The sequence below is a fragment of the Sporobacter termitidis DSM 10068 genome, assembly GCF_900130065.1.
In the GTDB taxonomy this organism is placed as follows: domain Bacteria; phylum Bacillota; class Clostridia; order Oscillospirales; family Oscillospiraceae; genus Sporobacter; species Sporobacter termitidis.
Genome location: NZ_FQXV01000008.1, coordinates 188,729 through 202,210 on the forward strand (window position 1 = coordinate 188,729; position 13,482 = coordinate 202,210).

Consider the following 13,482-nt stretch of genomic DNA (forward strand, 5'->3'; position numbering starts at 1 on the left):
CATCACACCGTCAACGGATCGGCATCAATAAAGAGCCGCGCCATGACACCTTTTTGGCGGGCTGTCACAACCGGGCAGCCGGCCGCACCGGCATAAAGAGAACGGGGGGAGAGCCTTGGACATCACACAGATCCGCTATTTTATCTCCGTCACGGAGACGCTGAATTTCAGGGAGTCGGCGCGCCGGCTGGGCGTGGCCCAGTCCTCGATCAGCCGGCAGATCGTCGATCTGGAGGAAAAGCTCGGCGTGGCGCTCTTTACGCGCAGCAGCCGCGCCGTCGCGCTGACGGAGGAGGGGCGGTCGTTTCTCCCGTACGCCAGAGACATGCTCCGCACGGCCGACAGCGCGGCGTTCCTGATGAGCCAGATGTCCTCGGGGAAAGGGCACCTGTCCATCGCCACGGTCTCCACGTCCGCGCCAGTGCTGATCCGGTGCCTCGACGTTTTCTTTAAAAGATATCCGGATATCGCCGTGGACGTTATTTTAAACAACGGGCGGGAGCAGCTCCACGCCATGCGCGAGGAAAAGCATGATTTCCACTTTGCCCACGCAGCGATGCTGCCCGACGACGGGCGGCTGGATTACCTCGTCACCCACGCGGACGACCTGGTCGTCGTCGTCCCCAAGGGGCACCCGCTGACGAAAAAGCCGCTGCCCCTCGATTTCGCGGTGCTGGAGAAGGAGCGCTTTCTCGTCTCCTACGAGGCCGGGTATCCGCTGTTGTACAATCACACGCTGGACGTCTGCCGGGCGCATAACTATGTGCCGAGGAATATGAGCCGTTTTGACAAGGCGGAGTCGGTGCTTTTGGCCATCAGCGCGGGGCTGGGCTTTTCCATCCTGCCGTCGGCGCTGCCGGCGCAGTATTTTCCGAATTCGGTGGACATCATCCCCATCGCCGACATGGACACGCACCGCACGTACATCGCCGCCTGGCCCCGAAGGGTGACGAATCCCTCTGCGGCGCTGTTCCTGGAGATTGTCAGGGAAGTGACGGGCGGGTGATAAGAACCGAATCCGGCGGGGACGCGACGATAAAATGAAACAAAGCAACGGAAGAAAGAGAGAACTCCCGTTGCTTTGTTTACAAAGAGGATAAAAATGAAAAAGGTTCGTGGATAAAATGCAGTCCCACTGTCCATATATTAACCGGGTTATGTTAAGCGTAAAACGCAATGACGTTAAAAATCGATTAAATTTAGGACCGGCTGTAGTAATTTGTCCCGTATTTGACGGTCTCGTCGCTCATGATGGCCATCGTGTGGACGAATTTACCGGGGTCGCTGTATAAAATCATGCCCAGCATGGCGTAATTGCCGCCGGGGGCATATGTATCGATCGTCTCGCGGACGGCGGCGCGGAGCGCCTCCTCCGTCAGGTCCATGTAGGCGAAGCGGCCCTTCATGTCGAAGCCGCCGATGAACGCGAGCTTGCCGCCGAGCTTTGCCTGCAGGGCAGAAAGATCGTTTTCGGGCTGGCAGATTTCCCAGGCTTCCGATCCCTCGTCGACGAGGTCGGGGACGATCGCCTCGCATTTGCCGCAGACGTGCGTATTGGGGATGACGCCCATGGCGCGGACGGCGTCGTTGAATTTCTTGTGCATGGGCTTGATAAGCTCCCGGTACTTGTCCGGGGACATAAAGGTCGACAGCTCGGTGGCCACGTCGTCATAGGTGCAGATGGCGTCGGGCCTGAAGTATTTGACCGCCCGCTCGGCGACCTTGATTTTATAGTCCGTGACGGCGTCCAGGAGCTCAAGGCAGGCTTCCGGCTCCTCATACATCGCGCAGAGCCCGTTTTCAAAGCCCATCAGATGGGCCAGCCGCAGAAACGGCCCGTTCCACATGGCGTATTCCTGTATCTGATTTTTAGGATCGTAATTTTTCAGCTGCGCGGCGGCCTGGCCTTCCCAGTCATACGCGTCCAGGTCCGGGAATTTGAGGGTCTTCTTCCAGTCCAGGATGTTTTCAAGGGCGACGTGGCCGGCCGCCGGCACACCCTGCCCCAGCGCCGATTCCGACGGCAGCCACTTGCAGCCGAAGCCGTCAAGGCCGCCGCCGGCGGGGCCGTTTTCAAAAGATTCAAGGTTGCCGCCGGTGCTGCAGACGTCGGTTTTAAAATCGCCGACATGGTCGTGCGGCTGGTGGTTCAAAATAGCGAGCATATTGTCTCTGCGGTTCATCACAAGCACTCAACTCCTACATAAATTTTCGGCTGCCGGGTGCGGCGCGCCTGGCGGCAGCCGCGCGTTTGGCCGATGACGCGACCAACAGTATAACAGCCGGGCGGACAACCGCGGGAGCTGCCAACGGGAGAAGCAGCAATCTGTTGTAAATATTGACAAAATCGATGCCGTTTTTCCTGCTGCTTCGGTGCGTCTTTATTAGTTTACTTTTATTTTTGTATTTTTAAAGTATTTTACAGTAGATATTTTTCCGCAAAACATCTACTATGAGTAGAGAAAACGATGAACCCCGAGGAGGCAGGCCAAATGAAAATCAGCATGTGGATGCTCTATGACGCGCTGGCTGCCCAATGCCTGCGCCATAATCTGGACGACAGGGCGAAAAAGCGCCGTATCAAATCGGTGATGCCGTACGAGGGGCCGCAAGGTCTCACGGGAGACCGGCTCTATGTGGCCGACGCGGCCGGACCGGACGCGGTGGTGATACCCCCGGCGCCGGGCTTTATCATATTTGTCGGAGAAAATTTTGTGCTGGAGAGCCCGGGGGCGTGCCAGTACATCGTCCTTGAAGCCGCCGGGTACAAGGCCGGCCTTGCGGCCGTCTGCCGGGCGTTCGATACATACAGGGACTGGTACGACACCCTGCAGGACGAGCTGAACGGCGGGCTGAACCTCAGCAGGCTGTGCCGCCTTGGGAGTGACATGCTCGGAAATTTCACGATGCTCTACGACAGGGAATATAACATCATTGCCGGCGAGTTCGCGCTGGACGACGCACATTCCAGGCTGCTTATCGAAAAGAGCGGCCCGTTTTACGCGCTCTCGGCGGACGCCGTCCGGCAGCTCAAGAGCAACGCCGATTTTCAGCAGACCTTCCGCCAGACGGGCGCCGACGTGTGCATCGTCGATTTTCTGCCCTATGCCGTTTTGTACGTCAATCTGGGACAGGGCAGCGTCTACGAGGGCCGGCTGTGCGTCACGGACACGCGGCGGCCGTTTAAAAACGGCGATTATCAGATTGCCGAAATCCTCACCGAGGTGCTGCGCGTGGCGATAAAGCGGCAGGCCGTGCGGGGCAGCGACGAGAGCCGAAGGTTCGGGGCATTTCTACAGAAGGTGCTGGACGGGCATGTCCACAGCGACGAGCAGTTGGAAACGGCCCTGCAGCTGTGGCACTGGAAACGGTTCGGCAGATATGTCTGCCTCTATATCCAGCAGAGCGAGCAGGACGCGCAGACCTCCTCGGACCTGTTTTTGATCTCGAAGATCACGCTGTCGCTGCCGGGCTCCTGCTCGGTCCGGTACAAAGCCGGGATCGCCTGCGTCGTCAGCCTCCCGGCGCGGGAGACGGCGCGCGCGGCGGCGGCAAGGCTCGAGCATTTTCTCAAGGGCTTTATACCGGGCGTCGGCATCAGCGATGTATATACGGATTTTATGGACACGGCGGCGTACCACAGCCAGGCCGTTATCGCCGCCGAAATGGGCGCGGAGGACTCCGCGGCACGTTGGTGCCGCCATTTCCGGGACTACGCCATGGCGCATTATTTCAGGTACGGCACTTCCGTCCTGCCGGCAATCCATTACTGTGACGAGGACGTCCGGCGGCTGATGGCGTATCAGGACACGCGGACGGATTATTACGGCACGCTGAAGGCCTATCTGGAAAACAACATGAATCTGCTGGAAACCTCGAAGGCCCTGTTTATTCACCGCACCACGCTGTTCAACCGCATCAGCAAAATAAGGGAAATGATCTCCGCCGACCTGAACAGCCCCGAGGACAGGACACGGCTGCTGATTTCCTTCAAGCTCATGGAAGCGGACAAAGCGTATCGCAGGCCGCAGCGGGAAAAGGGCAGGGGGACGGCCTGAGCGTCACTGGCGATTAACTTTCCGCGCCAGCGATTGGACTTCCTTCCGCAGCGCCTGAATCTGCCGCTGCATTATTTTCGTCGGGTCGGAATTCGCCTGGATCAGCTCGCTTTGCGCGGCGGCCGTTGCGATCGACTGACCGACGCTCATAAAGAAATTCCCCAATACGTTCTGCTGATCCGTATCAAGTCCGTCGATAAATACCAAGCCGAGAACTGTGGCGAGCAGCGACATCTGCGCCGGAGGCAATGCAAATAAACCGGTCAGCGCGGTATCGTCAAAGCCGGGTATACCGCTTAAGGAAATACCGTTATTATTGCCGCCCATGAATATCTCCCTCTGAAATCAAGGTGTTTTTTTCCCTCAATCACATTGTCCAAGACTTTTCTTGTTAGCAGTATATGTTATCATCGTGAGAAGGTTCGCGGCGGGAACAGAGATAATAAAACAGGGGACGGCGTATCTGCCGTGAAGCAGATAAACCGTCCCCTGAAATTTGTGCTTTTTCAGTTTCTCAGGCTGTGCAGAGGCGCCGGGATGCGCCCGCCCCGGCCTATAAAGACGCCGCTGTCGCAGGGATTGACGGGCATGATGGGCGCGGTGCCCAGCAGGCCGCCGAAGTCGACGCTGTCACCGATCTTTTTGCCGGGGGCGGGGATAAGGCGGACGGCCGTCGTCTTGTTGTTGATCACGCCGATGGCCGCCTCGTCGGCGATGATGGCGGCGATGGTCTCCCAGGGCGTGTCGCCGGGAACGGCGATCATGTCGAGCCCGACGGAGCAGACGCAGGTCATGGCTTCGAGCTTTTCGATGGTGAGCGCGCCGGATTGGGCGGCCTTGATCATGCCCGCGTCCTCGGATACGGGGATAAATGCGCCGGACAGGCCCCCCACGTGGGACGAGGCCATCACACCGCCCTTTTTCACCGCGTCGTTTAAAAGCGCCAGCGCCGCCGTGGTGCCGTGGGCGCCCACGGAGGACAGGCCCATTTCCTCGAGAATGTCGGCCACGCTGTCGCCGATGGCGGGCGTGGGGGCCAGGGACAGGTCCACGATGCCGAAGGGGACGCCCAGGCGCCGGGAAGCCTCCTGCGCCACCAGCTGGCCCATGCGGGTGACCCGGAACGCCGTCTTCTTGATCGTTTCGGCGACAACGTCGAAGGGCTGGCCCTTAATGGACTGCAGCGCGTGATAGACGACGCCCGGGCCGGACACGCCCACGTTGATGACGCATTCCGGCTCGCCGACGCCGTGGAAAGCGCCGGCCATGAAGGGATTGTCCTCCACCGCGTTGGCGAACACGACCAGCTTGGCGCAGGCCATGCCGCCGTCTTTGGCCGTGAGCCCGGCGCTCTCCTTGATGACGCGGCCCATGAGGGCGACGGCGTCCATATTGATGCCGGCCTTTGTGGTGGCGATGTTGACGCTGGCGCACACGCGCTCCGTTTCCGCCAGCGCGCGGGGGATGGATGCGATCAGCCGGCGGTCCCCGTTTGTAAAGCCCTTATGCACCAGCGCGGAGAAGCCGCCGATAAAATTGACGCCGACCTCCTTGGCCGCGGCGTCGAGCGCCTTGGCGATGGGGACGTAGTCCTCGGTCTGGCAGCTTTCGGCCACGAGGGCAATGGGCGTTACGGAGATGCGCTTGTTGACGATCGGGATGCCGAACTCGCTCTCGATGTCGCTCCCGGTTTTTACAAGGTTCCGGGCCAGGCGCGTCACCTTGTCGTATATTTTGCCGCAGCAGGCCGTGACGTCCGAATCGGCGCAGTCGCGCAGGGAGATACCCATCGTGATCGTGCGGATGTCCAGATGCTGCTGGTCGATCATTTCAATTGTCTGGAGAATTTCGTTGGCGTGTATCATAGGGGCATCTCCTGTTTTGAGTATTTGTCCATATATCTAATAGATATATATCTTTTAGATATATACGCCCGCGGTACGCAGAGCCGCCGCGTCATACGGGGCGGGGACGGCGGCGGGAGCAAGCCCCTGCCCTACGGTTAAGCACATGACCATGCGCGGCGCGGTACGAGAGGCAATCCTCAGCCGCCTGCGGGCGACAGCTCCAGTGCACCGTATCCCTCCTTCAGTCGCCTGCGGGCGACAGCTCCCTCGTCTGAGGGAGCCTTGAGACGGGGAGCGGCGGGCGATTCGTGAAAATGGCTATTGGGTTAGCACAGCAAAGTTGCTGCACACTATTAGCCTTCCCCCCGGGGGAAGGTGGCACGGCGAAGCCGTGACGGATGAGGACGGCTTGCGGCGCGTCACACGGCTTTTAGTTCAACCGCCTGCGGCGGACCCTCATCAGTCGGCTGCGGCGACAGCTTCCCCCAGGGGAAGCCTTCAGGGGGTCATAGCCGCAGCCCTATACCTCTATTGGGCGGGCGGGTGGGACATTAAATCCGGTGCATGGCCTCGAAGATGTCCTCACGCTGGACGCGGATGGAGAGGCTTCTCTCCTCGCCGCTGGTTTTCAGGGTCTTTGACAGCTCGTCAAAGCTCACCTTGCAGGCGGAGGTATCCACGAGCATGATCATCGTGAAATATTCCTGCAGGATCGTCTGGCTGATGTCCAGAATGTTGACGCCGTTTTCGGCGAGGAGCGAGCAGACGCTGGCGATGATGCCGACGTGGTCCTTCCCGATGACTGTGACGATTGCGCGCATATCGATGACCTCCAAGAGTGATGTGATAAAGCGGTGCGGTAAAGAGAAGCGGGACGCTTCAGACGGAAAAATCGAGCTCGTCGAGCGTCAGCTCGAAGGCGCCGATGAAGTGCTCCATAAAATAGTCGACCTCGGGCATACCCAGCGCCTTTAGCTTGGCAAGCGTCTGGGAGGCGGCGGACCTGAATTCGTTATTGCCCGCTTTGAGCTCCTCAAGGCATTTGATGTAGGCGCACAGCTTGTCCGCGGCCTTGATGAGCGACAGGGTGACCTCGTCCTCCGGGGCGAAGAGCGGCTCGTAGGCCGGGCGCATGCTCTCGGGCAGCGTGGCGAGAAGCTTGCTTGACGCCAGCGCCTCCACCTGCTTGTAGGCGGAAATGATGCCGGGGTTGTGGTATTTGACCGGCGTGGGCATGTCGCCTGTGAAAATCTCCGGGGCGTCGTGAAAGAGCGCGGCGGCGGCAGCCCTGCCGGGGTCGGCGTCCAATAGCAGGACATCGCGGCGGATGACCGCGAGCGCGTGGGCGACGACGGCGACCATGTGTGAATGCTCCTGGACATTTTCCTGGCTGGAATTGCGCATCAGGGACCAGCGCGCGATATTTTTCATCCGGGAAACCAGGGCAAAGAAGCTGTATGGCATGATATCCTCCTGGAAGCGCTTTTAAGCGTCTGTTTCCGCGCAGGCTTTTAAGGCGGCCGCGTCGCCGGCGTCGGAGCCGAGGGAGGCGACAGCCTTTGTCTTCCATTTGCCGGACGCGTAGCGGATGGTCGTGATCGCGATGGAGGCGACCCAGCCCATCGGGTTGGTGATCCACGCGGCCTCATAGCCCATGAAGCCGAAGTGGACGCCGACATAGCCGAGCACCACCCGGATGATCAGCGCCGAAAGCGTCGCCACCGACTGGAGGACGACGTCGCCCGCGCCCTGGAGCACGCCGCCGATAATGGCGTAATACGAGAAGGCGCAGAAGACAATAGCGAAGAACTGGGTCTGCTCAACGCCCAGCGCCAGCGCGTCACCCGTCAGGGCGAAGGCCTTCACCACGCCCGGGGCGAAGAAATATGTCAGCGCGCACAGGATAACGGAGAGAATAAGCCCCATAACCAGTGTGGCGTGAAAGCCGCGCTTCACGCGGTCGATCCGGCCGGCGCCGATGTTCTGGCCGGTAAAGCTGGCGAGCCCCGCCTGAAAGCCGAAGATCGGCACCGACATCAGCATATTGATGCGGAGACTGGCGGCATAGGCGGCAATGGCCGCTTCGCCGAAGCCGTTGACAAGGCGCTGCATCGCCGTGCCGCCCAGGGAGACGATCGTCTGCTGAATGGCGGAGGGAATGCCGAAGCGAAGAATGTGCCGGCACATTTTCGAATCGAAATGACGCCCGGACCCTTCAAATTTGAAGCGCTTTTTGAGATAGATATACGACACGCCGGCGCAGACGACCTGCGCGATGACGGTGGCGACGGCCGTACCGGCGACGCCCCAGTGGAAAGCGATGACGAACAGGACGGCCAAAAGCGCGTTCAGAACCGTAGAAATCAAAAGGAAATAGAGCGTCGCCTTGGAGTCGCCCATGCCGCGCAGGACGAAAGCGATGCCGTTGTAGATAAACTGAAAGACAAGACCGATGCAGTAAATCCTGAAGTAGAGGATGCTGTAAGGCAGGATATTTTCCGGCGTGTCCAGCACGACACGCAGGAGAAAGGGCGTCGTGATATAGCCGACGACGGCAAAGCAGATCCCGAAGATGCTCATGAGAATGAGGGAGGTGTCGACGGCGGCGCTGAGCTCCTTCATTTTTCGGGCGCCGAAATACTGGGAGACCGTTACGCCGGCGCCGACGCCGAGGCCCATTGCGAAGGCCAGGAACAGAAAGACGAGCGGAGAGCACGTACCGACGCCGGCAAAGGCGTCTTCCCCCACCCAATTGCCGACAACGATACCGTCGACAGTGTTGTAGAGCTGCTGCAGGAAGCTGCCGGCCATGATTGGCAGCGTAAACAGCAAAATAAGCTTCCACTCTCTGCCGAGAGTCATATCCTTTTTCAATTTAAAGCCCCGTTTTAGTCGTTTTCCCTAAATCATAACACGCGGCCCTCCGAATGTAAATGAGGTGAATGTATAAAAAAGAAAGCCTCGCAGAGTTTGCCGCCCAAAGGGCTTTATCGACAGACTGAAAACGCACCGGCGGGGGCGCCGGTGCGTTTGTGCGCTTATGCGATTGTGTGAGATCGCGCTTTAGTCGATGTCGATGACGACGGAATTATCCGGCTTCGGCTTTTTGGGAACCGAGATCGAAAGCACCCCGTTGTCAAGCTTTGCTTTGATGCCCGCGGCATCGGCGTCGCCGAGCATGATGTTCCGGCTCATCGAGGTGTAGCGGCGCTCCTTATGGAGATAATTTTTGTTCGTCTCCTCGACGGTCTCGTCCTTGTTGACGGAGATATTCAGCCGGCCTTCGTTCAGCGAAATGCCGATGTCTTCCTTCTTCACGCCGGGGAGCTCGGCCTCGATCAGATACTCCGTGCTGTTGTCCTGAACGTCAAGCTTGAAGGTATCGCCCAAAAGGCTCCTCCGGAAAGGCCAGCTCTCCGCAAAAAAGTCGTCAAGCATGTTTTGAAAACTGTCAAAGCCCGCGCTCATAACGTCTGATCTTCTTCTGTTGAACGGAACGAGTCCTGCCATGATAACAACTCCTTCATTAAAATTATGATATATAATTTTTATTAGTCTGCTAGCACTCTTTGAAGCCGAGTGCTAACTCTGAATATGTTATACCACAACGATGCGTATTGGTCAAGATTAGTCAAAGTCAAAGATTATAAAATTTACGGAACAAAATTTGGTGATTTTGGAAGGTGCCGCGCCGGTTTCATATTCCCGGGCAAAAACCGGCATAATATGCTTGGAACCGAAACAGGCAGGGAGGTGAAGGGATGAAGAGCGGCTCGATCACACCGAGCGAGATGGTCTGCCTGCATGAAATTTTAAATCTTAAAAACACCTGCGCCGTCAAGTCCAGCGCGTTGGAGACCCTGGTGAGCGACCAGAGGCTCCAGAAGATCCTCGAGCAGGACGTCGCATCGTCAAAGCAGCAGCTGCAGGACATCAAAAACGTCCTGTCGCAGACAAATACCGTCACATGAATATGAAACCGGGAAGTGATTATATGGCTCCGAGCGCACCCGCTGAGACCGCCCTCAGCCGGCTGACCGATCAGGTCATTGCCGCCGACCTGCTGATCTCCGCGAAAGCGGGCATCCAGGCTTACGCCGCCGCGATATCGTCGTCCTCGACGCCCGCGGTGCGGAATCTTTTGAAGAAGCAGCTGGATCAGACAATTTCATTTCAGGAGCAGGTGAGCTCCTATATCGCCGAGCGCGGCTGGTACAACGCCTATGACGCCGCCGAGCAGCTCAAGACGGACGCCGGGCAGGCGCAGAATACGCTGAGCCTGCTGCGGTAAAAAGCCTCGCAGAGTTTGCCGCCGGAGCGGCAAATAAATTCATTATTTGTCACGCAGGGGGACATGCGCCTCCGGAGTGACACTTCTCATGCAGTGCGCGGCTGAGCGCGCTGCATGCAGCCCCTTGTCGGATAAAGCCCGAAGGACTTTATCGACAGTCTGCAGCGCTTTGCGGGAAGCTCGCGAAGCGCTTTTGCATGCCCGCCCCCGGGAAAACACCCGTAATTTTTTTGCCGTTACCGCCACAAGGCTGTTGAATCGCCGCTCAAAACAATTTATAATGAAGATCGATTATTCATAATTGGGGGATAAATCGTTGATTGGGAAGCTGATGGCCGCACGACGCACGTCCGACAAAGAACAAACGGTAAAAAAGCAGGCTTCCGTCAATAATGACAGCGCCCGGCAGCTGAAGCTTTTTAAAATCATTACGGAGCATCTGTCTGACGGACTGATCATCGTAAGGCCTGACCGAAGCGTCGCCTATAAAAACAAACGCGCGGCGGAATTGCCGGATATATCCGGCGACTATAAAAAATGCGGAGAAGGCCTGGCTGACGCCAGGTATTTTGATGAAAAAGGGAAGGAAATAGAAGAGAAGGACAAACCGGTCAAGAGAGTTTTGAACGGAGAAACGCTGGACGATTTTCATGTGAAGGCGGTCCGCCCGGATAAAACGCTTTATTTGAGCATGAGCGGCAGGCCTGTTTTTATCAGCGGCAAACTGATTTGCGCGATTATGACAATCAGGGAGGCGGCGTGCGGCGCCCCGCGCCGCGGCGAGGGCACGCAAGGTGAAAACGGGCAGGCGGCGCCGGCGCTGATGAAAGAGCTGGAGGCGGCGAAAGGTGAGCTGGAGCGGGTGGATGAGGCCCTGAATACGATCTGCCGGCTGAATTCCAATTTTACCGCCGGTGAGGAGTCCAACGCGATTTATGAAGAGCTGCTGCGCACGGCGCTTTCCATCACATGCGCGCGTAAGGGGAGCTTGCAGGTTTTCAATGAAAACAGCGGGACGCTGTCCATGATCCACGGCATCGGGCTGGGGGCGGAGTTTCTGGAAGCCTTTCACCATATTGACCTTTACTCGGGGACCTGCGGTATGGCATGCCGCGAAAAGAAAAGAATATTTACCGAGAACCTGCGGCAGCTTATCAGCAATTCCCCGCGCCTTGTATACATCGAGAAGGAAGGAATCGCGGCGGAGCTGTCCATGCCGCTCATCAGCAGCGCCGGCAAAATCGCCGGCGTGCTGAACATCTACTATGACGACGGCCGGCGGCCGCCCGAGCGGGAGCTTCGAATTCTGGACACGCTGGTGCGGTTTGCGGCGGATACGATCGAGCGGGCGAAGGCGGCGGAGGCGCTCGTCGAGAGCAGAAACGACGCCATAAATCTGCTCGAGGAGCTCCGGCGCGTCGACGATAACAAAAATGTTTTTTTGAGCACGCTGTCCCATGAGCTGCGAAATCCCATCGCCAGCATTTTGGCGGCGCTGCAGCTGCTGGATCTCGCCAAGGACGCCAAGCTGATTGAGAGCACCAAAGGAATCATCAAGCGCGAGGCGGCGCAGCTGCGCCGCCTCGTGGACGATCTGCTGGACCTGACCCGGATCAACATGAAAAAGATAGAGCTGAAAAAAGAGGCGGTCGACCTTACCGGCATTGCCCTGGCCGCTGTGGAGGACTACATCTTCCTGTTTGATGAAAGAGGGGTCCGGCTGGATACGAATATCTGCAGGGACGCTGTATACGTCGACGCCGATCCGGCGCGCATCACGCAGTTGATCGGGAATCTCCTGAGCAACGCGCTCAAATTCACGGACGATGAGGGCGGACTTGTGGAGCTGGAGGTCTGTCAGGACGGGGATGAGGCTGTTATCTGCGTCAGGGATAACGGCATCGGCATCAGCGAGGAGTTCCTGCCGGAGCTGTTCGAGCCCTTCAAGCAGGCGGACACCCCGCCCGACAGAAGCTGCGGCGGCCTTGGTCTGGGACTGTCGATCGTGAAGGGGATCGCAGAGCTGCACGGCGGCAGCGTTGACGTATCGAGCGAGGGTCTGGGAAAGGGCGCAAGCTTTTCCGTCCGTCTGCCGGCAAGGCGGGAGGACACGGCAGTCTGGGCGGAAGGGCGGACATGCCAAAGCGCCAGGCCGCGGCGGGTGCTGCTGATCGAGGACAACCGGGACCTGGCAGAGCTGCTGCGGACGACGCTGGAGATGTTCGGCCACACCGTGGCCGCGGCGTTCGACGGCGTGGACGGCGTACGGCTGGCAAAGGAATTTAGACCAGAGGTCATCTTATGCGATATCGGGCTGCCCGGAGAGGACGGCTATGAGGTTGCCCGGCAGCTCAGGTCCGAGGCCGGGCTGAGCGGCGTTTATATGGCGGCGCTGACCGGATACGACGGCGAGAGCGACATTGAGCGCGCGCTGGCGGCCGGATTCGACAGCCACCTGGCCAAGCCGCTGGACATGGCGGCGGTCACCCGGCTTCTGGAAACTGCGGAATGAACTGAATGTATATTCGAAATATAGAAGCGGCGCATCCGTCACCACGGATGCGCCGCTTCAGCCTGTCAAAAAACCAGCATACAGAGGAAAGCCTTGCAGAGTTTGCCGCCGGAGCGGGGGCGCTAGGATAAGCGGAGCGTCATCTCCGTATAGTCCTGTGGGGAATTTTCGGTAAAACCCAGCCTTTCGTAGACAGGCTTTCCGGCGGCGGTCGCCGAGAGCGCGATAAAGGACAGGCCTTCCTCTTTCGCTTTTTCGATCAGCAGCTTCAGGGCGGCTGTGGCGAGGCCCTTCTCGCGATAGGGAGGGCGGGTATAGACGTTCAGGATTTCGCCCGTCTTCCCGGTCGGGAAGCGGACGTTTGCCGGTTTGCGATGGACGACGAGAAAGGACACGGCGGCGGCTCGGCCGCCGGATACGGCGAGGGCAGCGTAAAAATCCCTGTTCAGCTGCCGCCTGAAATAGCCCCGCAGCTCTGATGCAATGGCGGCCGCCTGCACCTCGTCAGGCGTCAAGTCCGGCTCTTCCGCAAAAAAGTCAAGCCGCAGCCGGATGAGCTCCTCGATATCGTCCGGCGCGGCAAAGCGCAGCTCCATATGTACCCTCCGTTCGTTAAGCGATGAGAAAGGACAGAATAAATTGGCCTCCTTACCATCATAAGGCATATCGCGCCCCATGTACAGACGGCATTTTGCGGGCGATAAAAGCCCGATAAGCAGGCGGCATAAATAATTCCGGGGCGGCAGGAGAACAATAATGGCGCAGCTTGATTGC

13 protein-coding genes are annotated in these 13,482 nt (G+C 58.6%); 5 read left to right on the forward strand and 8 right to left on the reverse strand.

The window, feature by feature from the left end:
* Positions 1-115: 115 nt before the first annotated feature.
* Complete coding sequence (locus BUB60_RS12445) at positions 116-1,006, forward strand: LysR family transcriptional regulator (RefSeq protein ID WP_073079517.1); 891 nt, start codon at positions 116-118, stop codon at positions 1,004-1,006.
* A gap of 193 nt (positions 1,007-1,199) precedes the next feature.
* Here the strand turns inward: BUB60_RS12445 and BUB60_RS12450 are convergent, their stop codons facing one another.
* Positions 1,200-2,183 carry a uroporphyrinogen decarboxylase family protein gene (locus BUB60_RS12450; protein WP_073079519.1) on the reverse strand — a complete coding sequence of 328 codons (984 nt, stop codon included), beginning with the start codon at positions 2,181-2,183 and terminating at the stop codon, positions 1,200-1,202.
* 309 nt (positions 2,184-2,492) lie between these two features.
* Between BUB60_RS12450 and BUB60_RS12455 the strand changes: the two genes are divergently transcribed.
* Positions 2,493-4,058 (forward strand): PucR family transcriptional regulator, encoded by a 1,566-nt coding sequence (locus BUB60_RS12455; RefSeq protein WP_073079521.1) that lies wholly within the window; start codon positions 2,493-2,495, stop codon positions 4,056-4,058.
* Between the two features lie 3 nt (positions 4,059-4,061).
* Here BUB60_RS12455 and BUB60_RS12460 read toward each other — a convergent pair whose 3' ends face one another.
* From BUB60_RS12460 to BUB60_RS12485, 6 genes are all read right to left on the reverse strand, one after another.
* Positions 4,062-4,385, reverse strand: coding sequence for a hypothetical protein (locus tag BUB60_RS12460; protein ID WP_073079524.1), 324 nt, complete (start codon positions 4,383-4,385; stop codon positions 4,062-4,064).
* Positions 4,386-4,564: 179 nt separating this feature from the next.
* Positions 4,565-5,923, reverse strand: a complete 1,359-nt coding sequence (locus tag BUB60_RS12465; RefSeq protein WP_073079526.1) for a PFL family protein — start codon at positions 5,921-5,923, stop codon at positions 4,565-4,567.
* 533 nt (positions 5,924-6,456) lie between these two features.
* The gene (locus tag BUB60_RS12470; RefSeq protein WP_073079529.1) at positions 6,457-6,726 is read right to left on the reverse strand and encodes an ACT domain-containing protein; all 270 of its coding nucleotides are present in this window, start codon (positions 6,724-6,726) and stop codon (positions 6,457-6,459) included.
* A 58-nt stretch (positions 6,727-6,784) separates the two neighbouring features.
* Positions 6,785-7,369: a 5'-deoxynucleotidase gene (yfbR, locus tag BUB60_RS12475; RefSeq protein ID WP_073079531.1), complete on the reverse strand. Its 585-nt coding sequence runs from the start codon at positions 7,367-7,369 to the stop codon at positions 6,785-6,787.
* A 21-nt stretch (positions 7,370-7,390) separates the two neighbouring features.
* Entirely contained in the window at positions 7,391-8,779 is a 1,389-nt protein-coding gene (locus tag BUB60_RS12480) for an MATE family efflux transporter (protein ID WP_073079533.1), read from the reverse strand.
* 189 nt (positions 8,780-8,968) lie between these two features.
* Positions 8,969-9,415 (reverse strand): Hsp20/alpha crystallin family protein, encoded by a 447-nt coding sequence (locus tag BUB60_RS12485; protein WP_073079536.1) that lies wholly within the window; start codon positions 9,413-9,415, stop codon positions 8,969-8,971.
* A 251-nt stretch (positions 9,416-9,666) separates the two neighbouring features.
* Here BUB60_RS12485 and BUB60_RS12490 point away from each other — a divergent pair, with 251 nt between their 5' ends.
* From BUB60_RS12490 to BUB60_RS12500, 3 genes are all read left to right on the forward strand, one after another.
* Positions 9,667-9,876, forward strand: coding sequence for a hypothetical protein (locus BUB60_RS12490; RefSeq protein ID WP_073079538.1), 210 nt, complete (start codon positions 9,667-9,669; stop codon positions 9,874-9,876).
* A gap of 23 nt (positions 9,877-9,899) precedes the next feature.
* Positions 9,900-10,196 carry a spore coat protein gene (locus BUB60_RS12495; RefSeq protein WP_073079541.1) on the forward strand — a complete coding sequence of 99 codons (297 nt, stop codon included), beginning with the start codon at positions 9,900-9,902 and terminating at the stop codon, positions 10,194-10,196.
* Between the two features lie 316 nt (positions 10,197-10,512).
* Positions 10,513-12,708: an ATP-binding protein gene (locus tag BUB60_RS12500; protein WP_073079543.1), complete on the forward strand. Its 2,196-nt coding sequence runs from the start codon at positions 10,513-10,515 to the stop codon at positions 12,706-12,708.
* 122 nt (positions 12,709-12,830) lie between these two features.
* Here the strand turns inward: BUB60_RS12500 and BUB60_RS12505 are convergent, their stop codons facing one another.
* Entirely contained in the window at positions 12,831-13,304 is a 474-nt protein-coding gene (locus BUB60_RS12505; RefSeq protein WP_073079545.1) for a GNAT family N-acetyltransferase, read from the reverse strand.
* Between the last annotated feature and the right edge of the window lie 178 nt (positions 13,305-13,482).